The sequence below is a fragment of the Halalkalibacter oceani genome (genome assembly GCF_023715705.1).
Lineage (GTDB): Bacteria > Bacillota > Bacilli > Bacillales > Bacillaceae_D > Halalkalibacter > Halalkalibacter oceani_A.
Genome location: NZ_JAMBOS010000014.1, coordinates 71,925 through 93,011, shown reverse-complemented (window position 1 = coordinate 93,011; position 21,087 = coordinate 71,925). Strand labels below are relative to the sequence as shown.

Sequence of the window (21,087 nt, the reverse complement as noted above, 5' to 3'; positions counted from 1 at the left end):
GATCGTATAGCTAAATCCATTGCCAACAAGGAGAACATTCAAGTAGCTTAATTCAATTTTAAAAACGCTAAAAGCAAAATCGGTTTCGTGTAACATTAATGAACTAAGCTTTATGAAATTGATTCAACTATGTTTAAATTAAATTCATCTTGCCTATTTATAAGATATAAGAACTTATAATTAGTCATTATAAGTTGCTTTACTGAGCTATGTACAAAAATTTCAAAAATTTTTTCGTCCATTAACCAAGTATTATAGGATTCAGGTGAGTACTGAATTCCAAACGAATATCCATTTTTTCCAATTAGAGCAGTGTTATCCAAAGATAATTGCTTATAAGGGATTGTTTTCTTGCTTGATTGAAATAAGATTTTATAGAAATTCATGGTATTCCCCACCCCCAATCAAAAAGTATATCAGAAACAAGACTATTTGTACGCTAAATTTAGTATTGTCATTGCTGTCAATGAAAGTGGTTTGTAGCCTACTCCTACTCATGAAAAATCATATAAAATCACAACAATAGTATAAATACAATGAATATACGAGGCGCAAAACAATGAAAAAAGTTAATTTGCATACTATTATTATAATTCAAACTACCCGAATGACTATAGTACAAATTTTTTAAAACTGTACAAAATATGATCTTCCATAAACGGCGTGATTGCGGAAGGTTAAAAGGTAGAAAATGACCAAACTCTTTTTTATAAAACTGAAACTTTAATCTGCAAGTTAAGAATCCATTTTGATCAATCTTTCAAAATGGATTCTTTTTATTTATCATTATACAGGCTCACACTTATTTTTAATCAAACGTTTGAAAACTACACCTACACCTCAAACTCCCTCTCCACCACCTCACCTCCCGCACCATCGCTTTCAACCACCACATCAACTTCTTCCACTACCTCACCCTCCATTTCCACCTCTCCAAAAATCATCTCCTTCTTATTCAACGTTTTCTTCCTACTATCAAACAAACTCATCTGCTCCGACTCCATCGACACCCTCACAATCTCATCTGGCCGAAACCGCCGTAACGCAATAAAATTGTCATTATTTAGCTCAATATCCCCCAAAATAATTCGTATCGACTGCTGCCACTCGTCCTTTTTCGTCTTATTGACAATTTCAATCTTCTTAATACTCGCCTTTAAAACAGACTCCCCCATCGTCTCCCTCCCATGATTTAGACTTTATGCAGCTCAATCCTCTCAGCCTTCCCAATATGCTGATACACCTGACCTAATAAATTCTCTGGGTCTGCATAAGCACCGACTTGATTTCCATTGATCAACACACGATAGATCGATTGCGTCTCACGCACAGCGTGTTGTGTCGGTGTCACTACATGGCTTGGCTTTAATTTCAACAAGCGTTGCAGCCCATTCACATGCCCTTCCGCTAATGCCTCAAGCGTCACTTTCCTCTTTAACTTACTACTATCAATCTCGTTATCAATAAAGAGATTTTCGGTTAATAACGCTGACATTCTCGTTTGACGGAGAACCGAAAAGTTAGCGATTTTCATCCCTCTATCACGCTCATTTATTCGTTCTATGATTGACTTGTGGATAACCTGTTGATACTCTTTTGTTCTCGCTGGAGCACTCGGATGAATGTAGGATTCGAAGCCGGTCCCTCCAGAGGCATTGACATGAATCGACAAAAAGTAATCAGCCCCCCAGTCATTAGCCATTCTAGCCCGCTCTTCAAGTGTGACAAATATATCTGTCTCTCTCGTCAAACTTACGTCTACCTCATATTGCTTAAGCAAGAGATGCCTAATCTTTCTCGCAATCGTTAAGACGATTTCTTTTTCTTGCAAGCCATTGGCAACTGCCCCTGGATCACGTCCCCCATGCCCAGGATCAAGCATAATTTTGGTCTTTGTCATCAATTTTCTCCCCTTTGTTACCTGTTTTTAAATTGAAGTAATCGGTAGTCCTCCCCCGAAATTGTAATCGCCTCTGTTTTATTCATCATCCTAGAAAAATTACGGGCACCTACTTTTTGCATCAACTCCTTGCCTGTCAGATTCGTTGTGAAAATCGTCGGTTTCCCTAAACGACTATCAACGACCTCAAACACTTTGGCAATCGACCAGCTCCCTTGTTGATCGTTTCCGTGTTCAGCTCCAATGTCATCTAACACGAGACAATCCGTTTTTTCCAATCCACGCAAAAGCTCGTCCTCCGATTGGTCGCTATTTTTGTTATAAGTCGCCTTTAATGTCGTTAATAGTTTTGGCACAGAGATAAACAGACAACTATACCCCCGCTTAAGTAATTGTTTCACAACGGCGACGGCAAGGTGGGATTTCCCCAACCCATATGTGCCTGTAAATAATAAATTTCCAGCTGTCGTCAGTGAAAAGTCTGTCGCATATTGCTCAGCAACGTTTTTCGCTTGAACCTGACTTGGATTTTTCGGCTCATACGTGTCAAAATTGACCTGTTGTAAATCAGCATTGATCAAACTATTCTGATCAAAAAGCGTATAAAGACGCTCCTTCTCCAGTTGCTTTCGCCGTTTTAGCACAGACTCAGCTAAAGCGAGATCTTCACACCGACACCCATACGTCAGTTCAACCGTCTCCCCTTTCATTGGTCCAAATGGCATCATAATCGCTCGTACCGTCACCGCTTCATGACAGCCCTTACACTGATAGCGAGAGAGAATATTAGAATCCAAAGTCATAGCCTGTATAGTCGCTGGAAGGTAGGCGCTTGCTCTTATCATGTCGCTCTCCTCCTTTCTTCGCTTGTGGAAATGGCGTTACCCGTTTGTGATGAGATTCGTCTGCTGCTAAAATAGCCTCAATCGTTGTGAGCTTGCTCGCCTGCCAGTTTTGCAAAATACGAGAGACATAGCGCCAGTGGCAGACATTGCGGACAATCGCTCGTTTCATCGCTTCGATGACCACAGCTTCTGGTTCCTCAAAAAACCCTTCCTCCAACCATGCCGTGATATCGTCACGAACAAATGGCGACAGCAAGCCAAAGCCATTCTCCTCATAAAAGCGAAAAGGATTATTATGTTTTGTTTTGTTTATTGTTTTGTTTTGTTTAATTAATGGGGAAGCACTGTCTACCACTTTGTCTGCATCATTGTCTGCTAGTTTGTCTGCATATTGTGCAGACAAAGGAGTAAGCGCATCATTGTCTACCAGTTTGCCTGCATATTGTGCAGACAACGGAGTAAGCGTATAGATGGCTGCTTGATTGCCACGACGACTTTGGAAGGTGAGATAGCCTTTTTGCTTTAACTCATTGCGAGCGTTATAAAAGGCTCGTTCTTTTGTTCCAGCCTTCAAGCAAATAATCGATACAGCTACCGTAAATTCGTCTGGCCATCCTACTTTGTTGCAGATGTACATAAGTGCATGCCATACTGCAATCGCAGATGTGCTCAATGGATTTAGTTCGAGCTGATCATAAAAGGCTTTGAGTTCGGTTAGATAATTCATCGTAGGCATCCTGTTACGTGCGATACCGAAGTGAGAGCGCGTGGAAGGCAAGTTCTGTATTTGTGGAATCTAAGTAGTCCATATCGGATAAACCTTGAGGTAGTTTGTGTACGGGATTGTAGAGGTGTAAGGCAAGCGCCAGCATAAATTTTTCACTTTCGCTCCAGCCTTTACTCGTTGTTTTTAATTTGCGGGTGGAAATGATTTCCTGTTCAAGATCAAAATAGCGATCTGTAAACACCGTCGCTAGTTTAGGATGTTCAGTAAAAAGATAAAGGACGGGACGCCAATATCTGCTTCTCATCAAATGCCGATAACATTCTTGGTCCATCGCTGATCCCCCCTCGTCTCCATTGACGGTTGCGGTTGTCTCGTTTGACTGCCAATCCACTCAAAAAACGCTTCTCGCTCGACTCGCTTCAACCGCCCCATTCGCACAAGCGGAAAATCAGCCCGATCCATGACCTCATAGGCGACTCGCTTGGAACAGCCGATTATTTCGGAGATGTGTTCGGCTTTAAGAATGAGTGGATAATCGGATTTCATTCGTTGATTCATAGCCTTTGCCTCCCTCTTGGAATTGTTCGTAAAACAACCATTCAACAGACACATCAAACTCTTTAGCCAATCGCAGCTTATACAAGCGACTTGTTTCTTTCGTTCCTGCTTCAATGTGAGCAATCATACTTTGCGATAGCCCAACTCGTTGTCCGAGCTCTTGCTGGGTAAACTTATGCTTCAGCCGTAAATTAATAAATCGTAAGTTCCTCTGATCCATCGCTTCACCCCCTTAAAAGTACTTAAAGTTATTTTATGAGTTCATCGTACATCACCAAAAGTTTTATTACAACAAAAACTTTAAAAATATTGCAAAAATTACTTTTAGTGATATAATAACAGTAAATCACAACGCTAAGTCATAACTTGAAGCGATTTCACAAAGAGGAAGGCAGCTGAGCAAAATGTCTACATTTGGAAAACTTTTAAAAGAGGAACGCTTAAAAAAAAATCTTTCCCAAGTTAAGCTTGGAGAAATAATCGGGGTCTCACAAGCATCAATCGCAGCCTATGAACGGAATGAAAAAATTCCCCGTCCCCACCGCCTCAATAAAATTGCCTCCTACTTTAACCTCTCTCCAAATGAGCTATTAGGCTTTCACTCTCCTCCTCCCGAAATAAAAACTGTTCATGGGGTGATACGCGTGCCAGTAATGAAAAAAATCGCACCCAACGACCCGATTGATGTACCAGAAAACATTATTGAATACACCTACATTCCTGATGATGGAAAGTATCGTGAAGGTGATGTCTTTATTTTGGAAGTGAAAGGGGATGCAATGGAAGGTCGAAGTCGGATTAGTGAGGGGGATCGTGTCCTTGTTAAAAAGCAGGACGATGTTGATTCCGGAGAGATTGCTGTTGTCGCAGTTGATGGTGATGAAGCGACCTTAAAGCGGGTTAAAAAGACGGATAATGGTGATGTGTTTCTTTACTCGGATAATGCGAAGTACGAGCCCATGCTGGTACGGGATGGGAATGCGCAGATTTATGGGAAAGTGGTGCAGGTGATTTTTGAGCCGGTTTAGGATCGTTAAGGTTGTGACTTTGAAAGGAGGTGATTATAATGGTTAACGTTCAAAAGTATCCGGAAAAAGGTAACACATCAGCTTATAAGTGGAGGTTCCGTGTCAACCTTGGTGTTGATCCTTCGACTGGAAAACAAGTGTATAAATCAAAAAAAGGATTTAAGACGAAGAAAGAAGCTCAGGAAGCCTGTTCGAAATTGCTTAAGCAATACAGCCAGGAATCATAGCTGCGTTACATTCGATTTAAAGAAGGTGATTACGATGAAAGGTTCTTTCAGAAAACGCGGAAGTAAATGGTCCTTTTCTATTGACTTAGGAGTAGATCCGGCAACAGGAAAACGCAAACAAACAACAAAAACTGGCTTTCACACCAAGAAAGAAGCACAAGCTTATTGCGCTGACCTTATTGTCAAATTTGAACAAGGAAACTATTCAGAGCCTAGCAAAATGTTGCTTGACGACTATCTCGAAAAATGGTTAGTAAGCAAACAACAAAGCATTGAAAAATCCACCCATAACAAATACGCTACACTTATTAGGGTCCATATCAAACCATTGCTCGGAAAAATCGCTCTCTCCAAATTAGAACCATTTCACATAACTGAATTTTACAATTTGCTAGCAACAGAGAAATGCCTCTCCCCAACCACCATTCAAGATGTGCATGCCGTTATAAAAAATGCCCTTAATCAAGCGATAAAGTGGCAATTAATTAATAGGAATGTAGCATCTCTTGTTTCAAAACCAAAAGGAAAGCGTAAGAAAATTGAGGTCTGGAGTGAGATAGAAGCCAATTCATTTCTCCATGCAGCACAAAACAGTCAATACTATGTTGCCTTCCTACTCGCCCTTACAACAGGAATGAGACAAGGAGAAATTCTAGGACTAGCAATAGAAGATATTAACTTAAACCACGGAACACTTTCCGTAACCCAAACGTTAAGTCACAGTGGAAAAGACATTCGCCCTTACACCAAAACGAGTAGTGGCCACCGACTTATATCCATCGATCCAACCACATTAATTGATATAAAAAAGCAATCACAAAAAGTAAAAAAGACAATGTTAGCATCTGGTGGAAGCTTTAACCCCTTAGGCTTGCTACTCCCCTCACAAACAGGCACACCAACAACACCTAGAAACCTAATGCGAGCTTTTCAAAATTTGAAAGAAAAAGCAGCCGTAAAATCGATCACGTTTCACGAACTGCGCCATACTCACGCCACGATTTTGTTAAAGAATGGGGCTAATCCAAAAGCAGTCGCGGAACGTCTCGGCCATTCTGATGCAAGCGTGCTGCTAAACATTTATGCCCATATCCTACCGAACATGCAAAAAGACTTGGCTGATCAATTCGGAAAAATGTTTTACAAGAGCCAAGAAGCAAGCATCAAAAATTCAGCCGAAGAACAAGCCGAAAAAAAATAAGAAAAAATGTTGTCAAAATGTTGTCAAATGCTAATTTAAACCCTATTTCTTCCATTTATTCGGTTTAAGACAAAATAAAAAAACCCTTATCTCATAGGGTTTACAAGTAATAATCTCCTGGAGCTTCCAAGCGGACTTGAACCGCTGACCCCCACCTTACCATGGTAGTGTTATTTCAAATTAAAGTGTAGTCCTTTTCACTAAACAAATGTTTTATCATGATCTGCCTTTTTCATTTTATAAGGATCGAAATATTTGCAGAGCTTTATGTCAATTCCCTCTAAATTATCAGGCAATACTGGGGTTATAACAAATTTTATATGTTGATGACCTCTATTACCGCTACCACTTTCTTTTCTACATTCATACGAATTTCCGAAATCCAACTCATAAAATACTTTTTGTAACTTAGAAGTCATTTCTGAATTCTGCGGGTTCCAATCAATATTTAAGTGTACGACACTCGCATTGGAGTATTGTCTTAAAAAAGGAATAGTATATAGTAATTCACCTTCATTATATGACTTAAAAACTGGGACGTGCGTTCTAAACCCTTCTGGCTCAATAATAGGGCGGAAACGTTCCTCTTCTAATAAATCCTTAAAAAAGGTGAACAACAATGATTCATATAAGCCGTATTTTTTCGACCAGTCCGCTATATACTCAAGTGGTGGAAATCCCGGGTTGCTTGATAGTTGTTTTCTCGTTGAAATCATTATGCAAATGTCTTCATCAATAGCCTTTAATCTCTCCTCATAAAAACGTACAGGTCTAGGTCGATTCATTTTAGCCTCCTCTTTCCATTTTATGCTGGAACGAAAAACCAGCCAAGACTCCTTAGCTGGTTCAGGCTCGTGCTATCGAGCGGTAGCTCCCTTAATACAAGTCCGGCACCCTGCTGGAAAAGACCGGTACCTCCTCGCGGATGCGCGCTGTTTCATGGAGCGGGAGAGTGGTCGTGATCGTTTCTTCTTCGGCTTTGCTTCCTTTGGCGACGATCTCGCCCCACGGGTTGATCGCCAGTGACGTTCCGGCAAATTCTACTCCATCGTAGCTGTTGACGCAATTGCAGCTGACGATGAACACCTGGTTCTCGATCGCCCGCGCCTGTTGCAGCACCTCCCAATGGTGGATGCGGGCCATCGGCCATTCGGCGAGGACGAAGATCACTTCCGCTCCTTGCAAAGCAAGCGAGCGGAACAATTCAGGGAAGCGCAGGTCATAGCAGATGACAAGCCCCATTTTACGCCCTGCCATTTCAAATACCTTTACCGGATTCCGTCCACCTGTTAAATAGTTTGGCTCATCGAGCATCGGGACGAGGTGAATTTTGTCATAGTGATAAACGGTTTGTCCTTGCTCATTGATCACGAAAGCCCGGTTAAATATTTGATCCTCTTCTTTCACAGCGATCGAGCCGGCGACAATCGGTACGTGAAGGGAGGAAGCGAGCTCCTGCAAAAACGGTTCTGTCTGATCCCCGTCTTCCGCTAAAATGTCCGACAGATTCTCCAGCGTGTAGGCCGTTGTCCACATTTCCGGTAGAACTAATAATTCAGGCTGCTCCTTTTGCATCACATCGTGTGCCCACCGTCTCACTTTCTCTCTATTTGCCCCAGGGTTTCCCGGGATGATTTCCATTTGATACATTGCCATTTTCATCTTTTTCGCCCTCACTTTAGTCGTCTGATCGACATAGTCTTTATCCCTTTTTCTTCGCCTTCTACCTCGATAATTCCTGTTTTCTTTAAGCAATCAATTCTCCAAATAAAAAAATAATAAGGGAGGTGCGGGGCTTTGCTGTACATTTCTCCCGCTACGACGACGAGCCTGACCGGCTCTTCGTCCGGCAGCAGAGCGAGCAATTGCTCATCATAAACAGCATCCTCGACGAAATGATAAGCGAAGTCTCCCCGCCTGATGCGCAGCCTGTCCCCTTTTTTATTGATTTCTCGCCATTTTTGCCGGTAGTGCTGCAAGGCTTCCCTCGTTAAAATGACGGGTTTATCATCTTCCAGATTGTTCACCGACAGCCTCCCTCTCATCCGTTTGAGCAACAGCGTGGCTTTCTCTTCCTCCAGCAGGTTGGTCAGACGTAAAAAAGCCAGTTCATCGCCGGCTGTTTCTCCAACCCAGAAAACCGCCTCCTTTTTCTTTCTAAGCGCCTCAATCACGTTTTGCTCCGTCTGCCTTAGCGCCTTAATGAACATCGCCATCTCCTCATCGGACCCAGGCACCTGATAAACATCCGCCCATTTCCGAAAACGTTTCCTATCATCCTGCAGATCGCCGAGCTGCAGCTGCGGCTCATAGGAGAGAACATCCCCCGCAAAAGGCCCCTCCTTGTCCTTCAAGGCGTGCCTCACCATTTTTTCAGCGGAATATGAGAATACAATATGCAGCATCACAATCCCCTTTCTCTTCTATCCATTTACAGCCATTCTCTTCATCTATACGCAGCACCCGGCGAAAATATAGCATAAGAAAAACGCCATTGGCGTTTTTCTTTAAAGCGGCGTGCGGAGCCGTTACAGTCTTTTGAGGATGTCTGAAAACGCCCTTCTTTCAGACACCCGTATAACGAGCGAAGCCGACGCGCCTCTTCTTCCCATTGAAAAAGGCTGGGCAAAAAGCCGGAATCGACCTTTGCACAGCCTCGTTACCAATTAATACAGCTTTCCGTGACGATAGAGTAAATCTGTCAGCCTTGCCAAAGAGAGAGTAAAGCAGGTGAAGCGCATCGTCTTTTCCACAGATGAAAAATAGGCTTCATACACGGCCTGCAAGGTTTCAATCATCTGCGCCGACATATCAGCAAAAATATCCTCCTCCGAGTACAGCTCTGTTACCCGGCTTTGCTTCCACTCTAAATAGGAAACAATGACGCCGCCGGCATTTGCCAAAATATCGGGAATGACAACTGTTCCCTGCTCTTCAAAAAACAAATCAGCCTCCTGCGAAATCGGCGCATTCGCTCCCTCTACGAGGATACGGGCTTTAACATTATGCATGTTATTCTGATTAATGACATCCTCGATAGCTGCTAGAATCAACACATCGGTCGGCACGGTTAGTACTTCAATCGCCGGCATGACATCGGCTTCAATTCCCGCCGCCAGCAATTGTTCCTGATTGGCCGGTAAATCATGACCCTTTGCCGTATAACGAACCAGCTTTTCCACATCAAGCCCCTGCTCGTTATACAACGTTGTAAAACGGTCGGATACGGCGACTACTTTGTGGGAAATCGCCTGATAGCGATAAGCTTCTAGTGCGGCGACACTGCCGACATTTCCAAATCCCTGTACCGCGACGGCAATTTCCTTCCCTTGGCTAATTTCTTCCTGAAAGGCCTGTAACGTTTGCCACTGCTTCGTGCGATTGATCGTTTTCTCATCGGCATGTTGTTTCATCCATTCATTGATCAGCCACGAATAGCTTAGAAATGTCCCTTTTCCTGTTGCTTCACGACGACCCTTGGCTCCCCCGTTGGCGACACTTTTTCCTGTAAAGGAGCCAAGATAAGGCTCGCCGGGATTAATCGTTTTAAATTCACCGACCATCCAGTCAATCACTTTCTCATTTGTCCCTAAATCGGGAGCCGGAATGTCGTGGTTTGGCCCAATATCGCGTGCAAACCGCTGCACATATTTTTTGCTGATTAAATTCAATTCACGCTCCGAGTATTTCCGCGGGTCGACATGCACCCCACCTTTCGCCCCACCAAAAGGCAAACGATGTAGCGCATTCTTTAACGTCATTAAAATCGCCAGGTTCTCAACCTCTTCTTCGTTGACAAACTCGCTAAAGCGGATGCCACCTTTGTAAAATCCGCTAATGTTGTTATGTTGGACCCGGTAAGCGGGGATCCGGATAATGCCGTTTTTTTCAGTTGAAACCCGTATGTAACTCTTGATTACTTTATCGGTCGTCTTCAGAATTTCCTTGGCCGAAGAACAAACCCGGCGCCGGTTTTCTTCATCCTCAATTCCGAGAAAGCCGACCCGCTCCGCCAATTGTTCCATGACGGTCTCGATCAGTGCCCTTGTTTCTTTTTTTTCCATGATTCACCCTCCATTTCATTACACGATATACGTTAGTATACCTCTTCTGGTTTCACGCAAAACATTCCTGCATGTTTACCCGCTTTTAACAATAAGAAACCGCGCAGCTACTTTTCTCCTTCAAAAAAAGGTGTATCACAGCCTCTTCACCTCGCCTGGATACACCCTTGTCTTTTACACTTCTTTAAATACCGGCTTTCGTTTTTCCTGGAATGCTTTCACGCCTTCCTTATAGTCGCTTGATTCAAAGGAATCCAAAATCAATTGGGCGATTTCCTCGGACTCTTCTTGAGCTCCACCTATCACTTCATTTATGATTCGTTTCGAGCCCTTTACCGCTCTTTGCGCTCTTTCTGTGAGCAGAGCGGCGTATTCATACGTTTTTTCGACGACTTCTTCTTCCTTATAGATGCGGTCAATCAAACGAAAATCATAGGCCTCTTTTGCATCCAGGATCCTACCTGAGAATAAAATATCCTTCGCTCTTGCCGGGCCGACTAAATCAACGAGTCGTTTCGTCGGCTTCAGGTTGTAAATAAGGCCCAGCTTCGCCGGTGTAATCGCGAACAACCTCGTCTCCGAGCTAAAGCGCAAATCGCAGGCCATCGCCAGCTCCAGCCCGCCGCCGACACAATAGCGCTGAATCATCGCGATCGTCGGCTTTGTGCAGCCCAGCAAAATCTCTTCCATCGCCATCGTTTCATCATTGTATTTCTTTGCTCCTTCAGCCGTGTAACGAAGCGTTTTAAATTCACTAATATCAGCTCCGGCGGCAAAGGAGGTTTCATCGACGCCGCGGATAATCAGCACCTTGACATCATCATCTTCCTCAAGCTCCCGCACATATTTCCCGATATCCTGCCACATCGCAAAGTGAAAGGCATTTCTCTTTTCCGGACGATTCAGAAACAGCGTCGCAATTCCTCCGTTTTTCTCGACAAATACATCTGGCTTGTTTTCAACTTTGGCCATTGCCCTTCCTCCTTGCAACTCGTCTAACGCCATTACGAGAGCGCTTACTTTTTTCGACTCGGACAACCATTAAATGATTTCTTCCTCTTTTAAGGAAGCAATCTCTTCGGCGGACAGCTCCAATTCCTGCAAAATTTCCTCCGTATGCTGCCCAAGCGTCGGTGCCGGCCTTGTAAGCTGGCCCGGGCTTTCGGTCGCCTTCCCCGGGATTCCGAGTACCTTAATCTTCCCTGCCGTCGGATGCTCAATCTCCTGGACCATGCCCCTTGCAAGGATATGTTCATTCGCCAGCGTTTCATCGTATGATAGAATAGGTCCGCCCGGGACGCCTGCCTTGCCCATCTCCTCGACCCAGTAATCCGTTGGCTGCGTCACGAGAATGTCCTCCAAAATCTGTTCAAGCTCATCAACATGCTTAATCCGATTATCATTTGTATTGAAGCGCGGATCTTCAATTAGTTCAGGCCGATGAATGACGGACTGGCAAAACTTCTCCCATAGACGCTGATTCGCCGCACCGACTAACACATAACCGTCCTTCGTTTTGATTCCCTGATACGGAGCGTTCACCCGGTGACGCGAGCCATTCGGTCGTGGTACTTCCCCTGCACCGAAATAGCCGGCAGCTTCCCACACGGTCCAGGCAAGGCCTGAATCAACTAAAGAAACATCGATATATTGTCCTTCGCCCTTTTTCAAGCGGTGGATATAGGCGGACAGAATATTGTACATCGCCGTTACCCCTCCGGCGATATCGTGGATCGCAATTCCGACCTTGGCCGGAGCTCCGCCTTTTTCCCCTGTCATCGACATGATGCCCGACAGTCCCTGGGCCATGATGTCAAAGCCGCCCTTTTGACTGTATGGGCCGGTTTGGCCATAGCCGGTAATGGAGCAATAGATCAGGTCAGGCTTTTTCGCTTTCAATGTTTCATAGTCGATCCCGAGCTTTTTTGTCACACCGGGACGGAAGTTTTCGACAACGACGTCAGCCGTCTCAATCAGCTTATAAAACAGCTCAACGCCTTTTTCCGTTTTTAAATTAAGTCGAACTCCCTTTTTATTCAAATTTGCCATCATAAAGCCATAGCTTTCGCCGTTAATGTAAGGGCCTTGGTCACGAATCATATCCCCATCAGGATATTTTTCTACTTTAATCACCTCGGCTCCCATCTGTCCTAAAAGCATCGTACAATATGGTCCAGCCAATGCATGTGTTAAATCAATTACTCTGACACCATCCAATGAACCCATTGCATACCCTCCTCAAAAAAATTTAGGCGCCAACGGAACCTCCCTTATTACTTGAGCTCAGCAGTTTAAAGAGCTTTTTGATAAGAGGAAGCAGCAGCAAAATAACCGCTATCGCAATTAAGGTACCGCTAATCGGCCTTGTCAAAAAGACCATGAAATCTCCACCCGCCATTTGAACCGCTCTCCGGAATTCTTCTTCCGCCAAGGGGCCTAACACAACACCAAGCACAATTGGCGCGACCGGAAATTTAATTTTCTCCAGAAAATAACCGATCACTCCGAAAACGAGCATCACCCAAATGTCAAAGATCGAGTTTCTGACCGCGAATGTTCCGATTATACAGAAAAGAATGATAATTGGCCCCATTATAGTATAAGGCACTTTCATCGTTTGCGCAAAAATTGATATAAACGGCTTCGCTAAGATAAGGATAAATAGGATCGCAACAAGCATACCGACAAAAATCGTATAGACGAGCTCGGCCTGCTGGACGATCAGCATCGGCCCAGGTTGAATTCCGTGCAAAATAAAGGCACCCAAAATGACCGCTGTCGTCGCGCTTCCTGGAATTCCAAGAGCTAACAACGGGACAATTGCTCCCATTGCTCCGGCATTATTTCCTGATTCGGGGGCGGCAATCCCTTCAGCAATCCCGGTGCCAAATTTTTCAGGCGTTTTTGACCAGCGTACCGATTCGCTGTAGCTCAGCATCGCCGCCGTCGTCGCGCCTGCCCCGGGAAGAATACCAACAAAGGTGCCGATCAGCGATGATCTGCCGATCGTCCCGGCAATTTTCCGCATCAGGCTGAGATCAGGCAGCTTCGAGCTGACATTTTGGATTTTATGCTTAATCGCGTGATCCTCCTGCGATTTCCTAATAATTTCCGACATCGCAAACAAGCCGATTAAAATCGGGATAAATGGAATGCCACCATTGAGCTGAACTGAGCCGAAATTAAAACGCGAGACGCCCGACATCGGATCGATTCCGACAGTCGCAATAAATAAGCCGAATAAGACGCCCAACGCCCCTAGAAGCAGCTTTCCGTTGCTTAAGGAGGCAACGACGGTTAAACCGAGTAAGGCGATCGCAAAATATTCAGCCGAGGAAAACGTCAACGCCACCTTCGCCAATACCGGAGTAAGCGTAATAAGAAAGATTGTCCCGATTAATCCGCCGGCAGCCGAACTGAAAATCGCAATACCGAGTGCTTTCCCTGCCTCTCCGCGCTTTGCCATCGGATAGCCGTCGAACACGGTACAAACTGCTTCCGGCGTACCAGGTGTCCGGAAAAGAATCGCGCTGATCGACCCGGAGAAGACCGAAGAAGCATAGATCGACGTCAGCATCAGAAAGGCCGCCGACGGGCTCATACCATAAGTAATCGGGATCAGAATGATGACGAGCATCGTCCCGCTGATCCCGGGCGTCGCTCCTCCAATAAACCCGAGAAAGACGCCGAGAAATAGGGCAAAAAAGTGAATTGGCACAAGGACGCTCGAAATGCCGGCAAGTAGTCCTTCAATCATTGATTAGCCTCCTTTTTCTAATAGTTGCTCTCTCGTTAATAAAAGAGAAAGCTCAGCTCTCTAAAGATCCCTACTCCTCGCGGTAAAGGGAGGGTCAGAAAGAAGGTGAAGATCAAGACGAGGCCTGCAGTGCTAAGCACAGAGGTTAACGTCAGGGAGATCCACTTTTTCAGACCTAGGATCCAGGATGCAGCAAAAAGGAAAACGACAGTCGTTATAATAAATCCGACAAGCCCTACAAGAGCAATATAGAGTGCGACGGCTAAAATAATCATCCACATCCGGTTTGGATAGGCGATCTCAGGCTCGTCGATTTCCACTTCCTTTGCCACCTCTTCATTTAGCAGCGCCGTTTCTTCAACGCTTGATTCAGCGGCAGGTTCTTTCTTCGCTGACAGCAGTGTCTTAATCAGCAGTGAAACACTCACAATCAGCATCGCCACTGTCAATATGATCGGCCAAAATTCAGGACCGATAATAATGTTTCGTTGCGGAATCGGCAGAATCGTAGATTGATAAAGAAAAAATGCTGAAAATGCAATCCCGATGATGGAAATGACCAGATTCGACCTCATGAGCTACCTCCTTCAATCGTCATTAAGCTTACCTCATAGCCGGGCGCACAGTTGCTGGATTTTTAATAGCCCAGAGAGGAGCGGGGTTCTCCTCTCTAAGCGAGCAGCGAACCACAGCTATCCTAACAGGGTGGAATCGAGCTTTTCGTAGACAAGCTCTTCTTACCCCATGCTTTCCAAAATCTCAGTATAAAGATCAATCTGCTCCTGCATTTTCTGATAAAATTCATCCGGTCCAAGCCAGCCCTCATTAATATGCAAATAAGAGCTTTCTGCGTATTCCTGATAGCGCTCTGATTGATACGCTTCTTCGAGAGCATCGACTAAAATATCAACAATCGCATCGTCCACATCGGCGTGAATAATCAGACCTCGCGTCACCGCATCCGTTAATTCCGGATAGCCAAGCTCCGCTGTCGTCGGCACATCAGGGAATGCGTCAAGCCGCTCTTCAACCCAGGCATTGAGCATCACTATTTCTCCGCTTTCCAAGTAAGAAATCGTCGGGCCCGGCTCTTCCATCATCGCATCAATATGACCGCCAAGAAGCGCGGCATGCATCGAGCCGGCATCATCAAATCCGACATAGTTTAATTCGATTCCGACCGCCTGCTCCATTTGACGGGCAAATAGCTCGTCCGTCGCTCCAACGCCTGTCCCCCCGACAGAAACACCGCCCGGATTCGCTTTCGCCGCTTCAACAAACTTCTCCCATGTATTCAATTCGCCATTAGCCAGCGTCTGAACCGTCGTCGTGTCAGCCTGGAAACGGGCAAGCGCTCTGAAGTTTTCAAGTCCATGTGGCGTATTTCCGCTCGCAACGCTCAACGTATACGCTGAAATAGCATAGAGGGTATAGCCGTCAGCTGGGGTGTTCATATAATAATCCGTTCCAATCGCGCCTGAGGAACCTGGCTGATTAATGACATTTACACTCACACCAAGAATGTCCTGCAGCTCCTGAGCCACTGCCCGGGAGAAAAGGTCTGTTCCCCCTCCTGCGCCCCAGCCGTTTACGATATCAATGTTTCTTGTCGGGTAGTCTACCGCTTCACCGCTTGCATCGTCCTCTGCTTCTTCCTCCTCCTGTTCCGCCGGACCTTCCTCCTGTGCCGGATCATCTGTTGCCGTTTCTTCTCCACCACAAGCAGCCAAGCCCAACAATAGCGCTAACGATAGTACAAATAAAACAAGACTATTCTTCTTCACACGGACTTCCCCCTTTAAAAGGTATAGTAGACTTTGAAAACACTTTCTCAGCTGATCGCTCGTCGCACCTCCGTTCCGCTTCTATAAGTAAGCGTTTTCAAAAAAAGCAAATGATAACTAAATAATTTCATTTTTCTGTATTTTGCAAAAACCTGAATGAATTGTATTATGATCGTTCAAGTCTTGTCAATATGCGTTCCACCGTCATCAGCGGCGTCATTTTCTGACCTTCAGAGACAAACAAACGCCATTTCGACAGCATCCCTGTTATCTCTTATTCACCGTTCGACTTTTCTCTTTTTTAGCTAACAGACAGCGACAGCACCTGCAGTCGGTCCGCCGAGCGAAAATATTATTTTTTCTCAGCAAAAAATAAGAGGCTTGGCATCAGGTAAAAAAAACTACCTTTTGCCAAGCCCCGGATCTTTAGCTAAGCCGTTCTTCTTTCTCTTTTTCGATTTCTTCAATGAGCAGGGATAATTCCGTCCAGCGCTCCATCGCGCCTTCAAGCTCAAGATCGACCGCTTCCTTTTCTTCCATGATCTCCGCGATGCGGCCATAATCGCTGCCGGCTTTTACAATTTGCTGCTCAAGCTCATCCTTCCGCTCCTCAAGCTCGCTGATTCTGTCCTCGATTTGCTCCCATTCCTTCTGCTCCTTGTACGAGAGCTTTTTCTTTACTGGCTTGACCCGCTGCTGGGCCGCTGCCTTTTCCTTTACAACTTCCTTTGCTTCTTCACGTTCGCTTTTTTGCCAGTTCAAATAGTCGCTGTAATGCCCCTGAAAGCGTTGAATGTCTCCGTCCTCCGTGAAGACGAGCAAATGATCGACTACCCGGTCCAAAAAGTAACGATCATGGGAAACAGTCAGCACGACTCCAGGAAATTGATCGAGGTAGTCCTCCAATACAGACAATGTTTGCGTATCTAAATCATTTGTCGGCTCATCAAGGAAGAGTACATTCGGCTCTGTCATCAGGATGCGCAGCAAATACAAGCGGCGCTTTTCACCGCCCGACAGACGGCGAATATACGTCCACTGCGCAGCACGGGAAAATAAGAAACGCTCCAGCATCTGTTCCGCAGTAATCACTTCGCCGCTTTTCGTATAGACGACTTCAGCGACCTCTTTAATGTAGTCAATCACGCGCAGCTCTCCGTTGATTTCCGCGTCCTCCTGCGTATAATAGCCGATTCTGACCGTTTCGCCGATCGAAATCGTCCCCGCATCAGGCTTAACCCGGCCGGCCAGCAGGTTTAACAACGTCGTTTTGCCGCTGCCATTCGGTCCAACGATCCCCAACCGTTCGCCGGGCACAATCAAGTAATCGAGCTGATTGATCAGCTGGCGACCGCCGTAGCTTTTGTTCACCTGCTTCAATTCGATCACATCGTTCCCCAGCCGCTTTGAACCGATCGCGAAGTCAAACTCATTCTTCGCCGCCGGCCGCTCCTGCTCCTGTAACGCCTCGACCCGCTGAATTCGCGCTTTCTGCTTCGTCGTTCTCGCCTTTGCGCCCCGCTTCAGCCAGGCAAGCTCACGTCTTAGCAGATTTTGCCGCTTCTGCTCCTGTCCGGCTTCAAGCAGCTCACGCTCGGCCTTTTTCTCCAAAAACACTTCATAATTCCCCTCATAGACAAAGAGGCGGCCTTGATCCAATTCATAAATTTGGTTCGTGACGCGGTTCAAAAAGTAGCGATCATGCGTAATCAGCATAATCGACCCTTTATAACCGGCCAAATACCCTTCGAGCCACTCGATCGTTTCATGGTCGAGATGGTTCGTCGGCTCGTCCAATAACAGCAGGTCAGCCGGCTGAATTAACGCTTTCGCAATTGCGACCCGTTTTTTCTGACCGCCGGAAAGCGCACCGAGCCGCGCCGTGAAATCGCGAATCCCGAGCTTCATTAAAATTGTTTTTGCCACCGTATTCGCTTCCCACGCCTGAAGCTCCTCCATCTGCTGCTGGCACTTCATATATTGCGCCTGATAGTGGCTGTCCTGCGGATGCTTTTCAAACGCGAGCAGGCTTTCCTCATAGGCCCGCATTGCCACCATGATCGCCGAGTCGCCGAAATAAATATGCTCCAGCACCGTCATCTCTTCATCTACCTCAGGCTGCTGCGGCAAATATTCAATATGATAGGCATTTGGATGAATCAGCTTTCCTTGATCAGCCGATTCCACTCCGGCCAGTATTTTTAAAAGTGTCGACTTACCGGTTCCATTGACACCGATTAACCCAATTCGCTGCTTTTCGGCAACTGTAAAGGAAACCTGTTGAAATAATGTCTTGTCTCCATACGTCTTCGTTATTTCCTCAACTTGCAGCATAGATTCACGTCCAATCTCTTTATCTCACCTCTCATCTTACCGAAGCCGCAGAAAAAGTTCCAGCAGCTTTTTGCAATGAGCGTAGCTGTTACTTGATATAGAAAGCCTTGCTACAGGTGATTTCCCCGAAGCCATTCCTCTTTTTCAGATTACGAAACAAGAAGTTTTTCAGTCGCCTCAACTTCCCTTAAGCGAAGTTGGCTGGAAAGGCTCCTGGTAAAAGTAGTTAGGTTTCTTGACGGTATCCTCGTAATCGGTGTGGAAAATATGAGTCGCCGCCGGAGAAAGTGGGGGAATGAGCCATGACCATTTTCCGGTCACCTCTCTTCCGCTGTCTTTTTCCTGCTCGGTAAAATGTTTAAATTGCTTCGCCGCTGTATGATGATCAACAATGCTGACCCCTGCCGTCTTATAGGAATGAAGCACAGCGATATTTAATTCCGTCAATGCCCGGTCCTTCCAGAGCGTGCTGTCTTTTGCCGTATCCAGTCCCATACAGGCCGCCACTTTCGGCAGCATATTATAGCGAAATTCGTCGGCAAAATTCCGCGCGCCGATTTCGGTTCCCATATACCAGCCGTTAAAAGGAGCCGCTGTATAGCTCACTCCGCCGAGATCCAGCTTCATATCGGCAATAAAGGGAACAGCATACCATTTCAATTGCAGCTGACGAAATGACTCAAATTCCGGATGCTCAATCTCGACTTCGACGATGCAATGATCAGGAACCGGAAACCATTGTGGCTCGCGGTTCTCTACTTGTATCACCAGCGGGAGGACATCAAATGGTGTCTTTTCGCCTTCCCAGCCGAGCGACTGACAAAAAGAGGTCAAGGCGACTGATGCCGGATCGCCGATGACACCCGCCGGGGTTTCATAGCCGGCATAGCGGATCAGCTGATGATTCCAAATCCGGACCTGTCTCTGACCATTTTTAACCGGATCAAAAACCGTGATCGCCGGGATAACCTTGCCACCGTTTGTCGCATACGTCAAATGGCGAAAAAGCGCTTCGGCAATTTCCGCCTCCGTCTTCAGGCCCCTTGCATCAAAAACATGAAGCGTGTCCCAGAAAAAACGGCCGATACAGCGGTTGCTGTTGCGCCACGCCATCCGTGCGCCATGGATCAGCTCTTCTAATGTATGCTCATAACTTCCCACTTTCTTTATTTCTTCCTCAATCATTCTAATTCTTTCTTCCGCTTCGCTTTCCAGCTTTCCCAGTTCAGCGTAGCATGCCTGGATAAACTCCCTGGCTTCTGTCACCACTTGATCTGCACTCATACGTTTCACCTCGTCATCCTTTACCCGCTACGATTGCAGCAAGGGCACTGAACAAGGCTGAATGTCGCCTTTGTCCAGTGCCCTCTTTTACTCCGCCTGCGTTTGCAGTAGCTCTTTAATCGCTTCCTCTATTTTGGCCGGTTCAACGTTCGGTCCGAATCGTTCAACAACCTGTCCATTTTGGTCGACTAAAAATTTCGTAAAGTTCCATTTAATTTCCGGACTGAGAACACCCTTTTTCTCCTGCTTCAAAAACTTGTACAATGGGTGAGCGTCTGGTCCGTTGACGTTAATTTTGGCAAACAACGGAAAGGTCACCCCAAAGTCACGCTCACAGACCGTCTCCATCTCCTCATTGCTGACAGGCTCCTGATTCATAAATTGATTGCATGGAAAGCCGAGCACTACAAAGCCTTGATCGCGATAATCCTGATACAGCTTTTCAAGCCCTTTAAATTGAGGGGCCAGACCGCATTTTGTCGCAGTGTTGACGATCAACAGCACCTTGCCGCTGTATGTTTCGAGTGATACCTCTTCCCCCTTCGGCGATTGAACGGTAAACTGATACACACTCATCTTCAGGCCTCCTTCGTTTCTTTATAACCAGTATAACAGTCAATAAGAAATACGCGTAGCGTATTTCTTATCTGTTAATGCTTCCGTCGCGCAAAATCAACAAAACGAAACTTGTCCGGCCGGTGGCGTGACTCGGTATATTGAAAGAGCGTCGCATCATCCAAATATACTTGACTCCTTACAACAACAATCATGTTGTAGTCTTCTAAGTCAAGCAGAGCCTTATCCTCGTCAGTCGGTGCTTCAACCGTAATTTCCTTTTTCGCAAAGCTGATATCCAAACCAAGCTCATTTTCTAAATACGCATACAAAGAAACGGCACATGCCTCTTCAGTCAGGCGCGGAATGAGAGAAGCGAGTAAATAATCGTGATCAAGAATAATCCGCTCACGGTCGATCTCACGGACCCGCTGCACATGCCAGCATAACTCGGGGACCGCTAATTGAAACTGTTCCTGAATGTCAGTCGTCATAACATCCTTCTTCACCTCAACCACGTCGGTCCGCGTGCGAGTGCCCATCTTATCGGCAAGCTCCTGAAAGCTGACGAGGCCTGAAATCGGAAAGTTGATTTTCGTAATATCAAGCACCATCGAGCCTTTACCCTGCATTTTCTGAATATAGCCGTGCTCCGACAACAGCTTCAGCGCCTTACGAATCGTTTCCCGTGACGCCTGATACTCTTCGGCAAGTTCGTTTTCCGAGGGGAGCAACATATTGGCCTTCAGCTCCCCGGTCTGAATTCTTTCCACTAAATCATCGTAAATCATTCGAAACTTGTTTCTGATCATGATCTATCACC

General features: G+C 45.8%; 23 protein-coding genes. 3 read left to right on the top strand and 20 right to left on the bottom strand.

Annotated features, from left to right (window positions below; genetic code table 11):
- Positions 1-833: 833 nt before the first annotated feature.
- Genes M3212_RS13785 through M3212_RS13755 form a run of 7 tightly spaced genes read right to left on the bottom strand, consistent with a single transcriptional unit; the run spans position 834 to position 4,250 of the window.
- Positions 834-1,175, bottom strand: coding sequence for a hypothetical protein (locus M3212_RS13785; protein ID WP_251194556.1), 342 nt, complete (start codon positions 1,173-1,175; stop codon positions 834-836).
- A 17-nt stretch (positions 1,176-1,192) separates the two neighbouring features.
- Complete coding sequence (locus M3212_RS13780) at positions 1,193-1,900, bottom strand: N-acetylmuramoyl-L-alanine amidase (RefSeq protein WP_251194555.1); 708 nt, start codon at positions 1,898-1,900, stop codon at positions 1,193-1,195.
- A 17-nt stretch (positions 1,901-1,917) separates the two neighbouring features.
- Positions 1,918-2,745 carry an ATP-binding protein gene (locus M3212_RS13775; protein ID WP_251194554.1) on the bottom strand — a complete coding sequence of 276 codons (828 nt, stop codon included), beginning with the start codon at positions 2,743-2,745 and terminating at the stop codon, positions 1,918-1,920.
- Positions 2,687-3,472, bottom strand: a complete 786-nt coding sequence (locus M3212_RS13770) for a DnaD domain protein (protein WP_251194553.1) — start codon at positions 3,470-3,472, stop codon at positions 2,687-2,689. The genes M3212_RS13775 and M3212_RS13770 overlap by 59 nt, the downstream gene beginning before the upstream one ends.
- Before the next feature lie 13 nt (positions 3,473-3,485).
- Positions 3,486-3,803, bottom strand: coding sequence for a hypothetical protein (locus M3212_RS13765; RefSeq protein WP_251194552.1), 318 nt, complete (start codon positions 3,801-3,803; stop codon positions 3,486-3,488).
- Positions 3,776-4,030, bottom strand: a complete 255-nt coding sequence (locus tag M3212_RS13760) for a helix-turn-helix domain-containing protein (protein ID WP_251194551.1) — start codon at positions 4,028-4,030, stop codon at positions 3,776-3,778. Before M3212_RS13760 ends, M3212_RS13765 begins: the two co-directional genes overlap by 28 nt.
- Positions 3,990-4,250: a helix-turn-helix transcriptional regulator gene (locus M3212_RS13755; RefSeq protein ID WP_251194550.1), complete on the bottom strand. Its 261-nt coding sequence runs from the start codon at positions 4,248-4,250 to the stop codon at positions 3,990-3,992. The genes M3212_RS13760 and M3212_RS13755 overlap by 41 nt, the downstream gene beginning before the upstream one ends.
- Positions 4,251-4,434: 184 nt before the next feature.
- Here M3212_RS13755 and M3212_RS13750 point away from each other — a divergent pair, with 184 nt between their 5' ends.
- The 3 genes from M3212_RS13750 to M3212_RS13740 are packed head-to-tail and all read left to right on the top strand — an operon-like array spanning position 4,435 to position 6,486.
- Positions 4,435-5,058 carry a LexA family protein gene (locus M3212_RS13750; RefSeq protein ID WP_251194549.1) on the top strand — a complete coding sequence of 208 codons (624 nt, stop codon included), beginning with the start codon at positions 4,435-4,437 and terminating at the stop codon, positions 5,056-5,058.
- A gap of 38 nt (positions 5,059-5,096) precedes the next feature.
- On the top strand, positions 5,097-5,285 hold the full coding sequence (locus tag M3212_RS13745) for an Arm DNA-binding domain-containing protein (RefSeq protein ID WP_251194548.1): 189 nt from the start codon (positions 5,097-5,099) through the stop codon (positions 5,283-5,285).
- A gap of 34 nt (positions 5,286-5,319) precedes the next feature.
- Positions 5,320-6,486 (top strand): site-specific integrase, encoded by a 1,167-nt coding sequence (locus M3212_RS13740; protein WP_251194547.1) that lies wholly within the window; start codon positions 5,320-5,322, stop codon positions 6,484-6,486.
- A gap of 200 nt (positions 6,487-6,686) precedes the next feature.
- Here M3212_RS13740 and M3212_RS13735 read toward each other — a convergent pair whose 3' ends face one another.
- The 13 genes from M3212_RS13735 to treR form a co-directional block, all read right to left on the bottom strand.
- Positions 6,687-7,271 carry a hypothetical protein gene (locus M3212_RS13735; protein ID WP_251194546.1) on the bottom strand — a complete coding sequence of 195 codons (585 nt, stop codon included), beginning with the start codon at positions 7,269-7,271 and terminating at the stop codon, positions 6,687-6,689.
- Positions 7,272-7,362: 91 nt separating this feature from the next.
- Positions 7,363-8,148, bottom strand: a complete 786-nt coding sequence (locus M3212_RS13730) for a carbon-nitrogen family hydrolase (RefSeq protein WP_251194545.1) — start codon at positions 8,146-8,148, stop codon at positions 7,363-7,365.
- A gap of 11 nt (positions 8,149-8,159) precedes the next feature.
- Positions 8,160-8,891 carry a DUF1835 domain-containing protein gene (locus tag M3212_RS13725; RefSeq protein WP_251194544.1) on the bottom strand — a complete coding sequence of 244 codons (732 nt, stop codon included), beginning with the start codon at positions 8,889-8,891 and terminating at the stop codon, positions 8,160-8,162.
- Between the two features lie 261 nt (positions 8,892-9,152).
- Complete coding sequence (locus M3212_RS13720) at positions 9,153-10,550, bottom strand: Glu/Leu/Phe/Val family dehydrogenase (RefSeq protein WP_251194543.1); 1,398 nt, start codon at positions 10,548-10,550, stop codon at positions 9,153-9,155.
- A 174-nt stretch (positions 10,551-10,724) separates the two neighbouring features.
- Complete coding sequence (locus M3212_RS13715) at positions 10,725-11,522, bottom strand: enoyl-CoA hydratase-related protein (protein WP_251194542.1); 798 nt, start codon at positions 11,520-11,522, stop codon at positions 10,725-10,727.
- Positions 11,523-11,591: 69 nt separating this feature from the next.
- On the bottom strand, positions 11,592-12,776 hold the full coding sequence (locus tag M3212_RS13710) for a CaiB/BaiF CoA transferase family protein (protein ID WP_251194541.1): 1,185 nt from the start codon (positions 12,774-12,776) through the stop codon (positions 11,592-11,594).
- A gap of 22 nt (positions 12,777-12,798) precedes the next feature.
- The gene (locus M3212_RS13705) at positions 12,799-14,307 is read right to left on the bottom strand and encodes a tripartite tricarboxylate transporter permease (protein ID WP_251194540.1); all 1,509 of its coding nucleotides are present in this window, start codon (positions 14,305-14,307) and stop codon (positions 12,799-12,801) included.
- Positions 14,308-14,342: 35 nt separating this feature from the next.
- Positions 14,343-14,882 (bottom strand): tripartite tricarboxylate transporter TctB family protein, encoded by a 540-nt coding sequence (locus M3212_RS13700; protein ID WP_251194539.1) that lies wholly within the window; start codon positions 14,880-14,882, stop codon positions 14,343-14,345.
- Positions 14,883-15,044: 162 nt separating this feature from the next.
- Positions 15,045-16,091, bottom strand: a complete 1,047-nt coding sequence (locus tag M3212_RS13695) for a tripartite tricarboxylate transporter substrate binding protein (protein ID WP_251194538.1) — start codon at positions 16,089-16,091, stop codon at positions 15,045-15,047.
- A gap of 426 nt (positions 16,092-16,517) precedes the next feature.
- Entirely contained in the window at positions 16,518-18,425 is a 1,908-nt protein-coding gene (locus tag M3212_RS13690) for an ABC-F family ATP-binding cassette domain-containing protein (RefSeq protein ID WP_251194537.1), read from the bottom strand.
- A 177-nt stretch (positions 18,426-18,602) separates the two neighbouring features.
- On the bottom strand, positions 18,603-19,709 hold the full coding sequence (locus tag M3212_RS13685) for a nitric oxide synthase oxygenase (protein ID WP_251194557.1): 1,107 nt from the start codon (positions 19,707-19,709) through the stop codon (positions 18,603-18,605).
- An 87-nt stretch (positions 19,710-19,796) separates the two neighbouring features.
- Positions 19,797-20,285, bottom strand: coding sequence for a glutathione peroxidase (locus M3212_RS13680; RefSeq protein ID WP_251194536.1), 489 nt, complete (start codon positions 20,283-20,285; stop codon positions 19,797-19,799).
- Between the two features lie 74 nt (positions 20,286-20,359).
- Complete coding sequence (gene treR, locus M3212_RS13675; RefSeq protein WP_251194535.1) at positions 20,360-21,076, bottom strand: trehalose operon repressor; 717 nt, start codon at positions 21,074-21,076, stop codon at positions 20,360-20,362.
- Positions 21,077-21,087: the final 11 nt, after the last annotated feature.